Below are 1,499 nucleotides of genomic sequence, written 5' to 3'. Positions count from 1 at the left end.
ACGAACCGCTGACGACTGACAGGGTGAAGCCGATCAGTGCGACGATGATCAATTCGACGAAGAACTGCGCCACAATCTTCATCTTGGAAACACCGATCGAAAGCAGCACGCCGATCTCATATTCACGGGTTTTCAGCGTTAAGGCTGTGACTAACGTAATGATGACGATGGCATTGATCGCAACGATCCAGACGATGATGTTGGAGAACAGCGACAGTGTATCCAGCGGCCGCGCCAGTTTCTTAAACGTATCATTATTCGCGTCAATCTTCATGAACTCCTTCAAATCAGACTGATGATCCGCCACGAACTGATCGACATTCAGCGGATCGTCCAACAGGAAGACCGCTTTGTTGACATACGTATAGCTTTCCGGGGTCGGCACTTCCACATCCGTGTAATCTTCCGGATATTGTTCTTTAGAGTATTCATATTGCTTCATGCCGATCTTATAGAAAGCATTGCCGTAAGCCAGCGCCGGGGCCAGAATTGTATTGTCCGGCGAATCATAGCGGCTCATCCATTTGTATTCGTCAGAATTCTCATCCAGTTCCTCGTTATTGTGATAGATCCCGATGATTTCCAGCGTCATGTGGATATCCTCATCTGTAACGCCGCTTTGTTCGTAATACCGCATATCGTTCGCGCTGATCAAATCAATCGTAATCGTATCGCCGACACGCAGATTGTTATGGCTGGCCAGTTTGTCGGTGATCAGGCAGACCATTTTGCCTTCGTCTACTTCTGCCTGGTTATAAAACCGGCCTTCCACAATTTCATACATCTTGTCTTCCAGCTCGATCATATTCGGAAAGAAATTGGTCTGAAATTTCAGATCGGGCTCAATGTATTCCACGGTGGTTCCATCTTCATAGGTCATCGTTCCGCCGCCGTTGCTTTCCCGCTCATTGTTCAGCGGCACTGTTTCAAAATCATTGGAATAAAGCATATTGGTGCTGACAACATTGACCGTTTTGACCCGCTCGTCGCTCATCAGGCTCTTGATGTCCTCCAGCTTTACCGACGGATAATTCTTGTAAGCTTCCTGTTGTTCCTCCCCTTCCAGCGCGTCGGCATAATCATAGAAGGCCATATAATCCGTTTCATACGAAACGACAGCCCGCATCTTCCGCCGGGTTTCAATCTTCGCCTGTTCCGAAGCGTTGTTGATACCCAATCCGATAATGACTAAATTGCCGATCAAAAAGAAGGTGATCGCCAACAGGATTGATTTCGACATGCGCCGCGTCACATTCTTGATCGCGCGTGTAAAAAAATTCATCGTTTATTTTCCCCTTTCCTCCCTGACTTTGCGTCAGGTTTATTCTACAACTTCATAGTATCATAGAACTTCAGACTGAATTCCTTTCAAATTTATTAAGGAAAAGGCCAAGGATTGAACCTCAGCCTTATTTTTGATTATTGAATATCCTTCAGCTGTCCCTCGTTGAGAACTACCCGGTGATCGCTCAGCTCCGATACGACGTTGGAGTGGGTGA

At 46.7% G+C, this 1,499-nt stretch carries 1 protein-coding gene; it reads right to left on the bottom strand.

Annotated features, from left to right (window positions below; all coding sequences use genetic code 11):
• Positions 1 to 1,282, bottom strand: a 1,282-nt coding sequence (locus tag I2G61_RS16235) for an ABC transporter permease (protein ID WP_195548474.1), incomplete at its 3' end; no start/stop codon positions are given.
• Positions 1,283 to 1,499: the final 217 nt, after the last annotated feature.

Origin of the sequence: Holdemania sp. 1001095H_141210_F2, assembly GCF_015558105.1 — a bacterium.
In the GTDB taxonomy this organism is placed as follows: Bacteria; Bacillota_I; Bacilli_A; order Erysipelotrichales; family Erysipelotrichaceae; genus Holdemania.
This window is presented reverse-complemented; position numbering and strand designations above follow the sequence as displayed.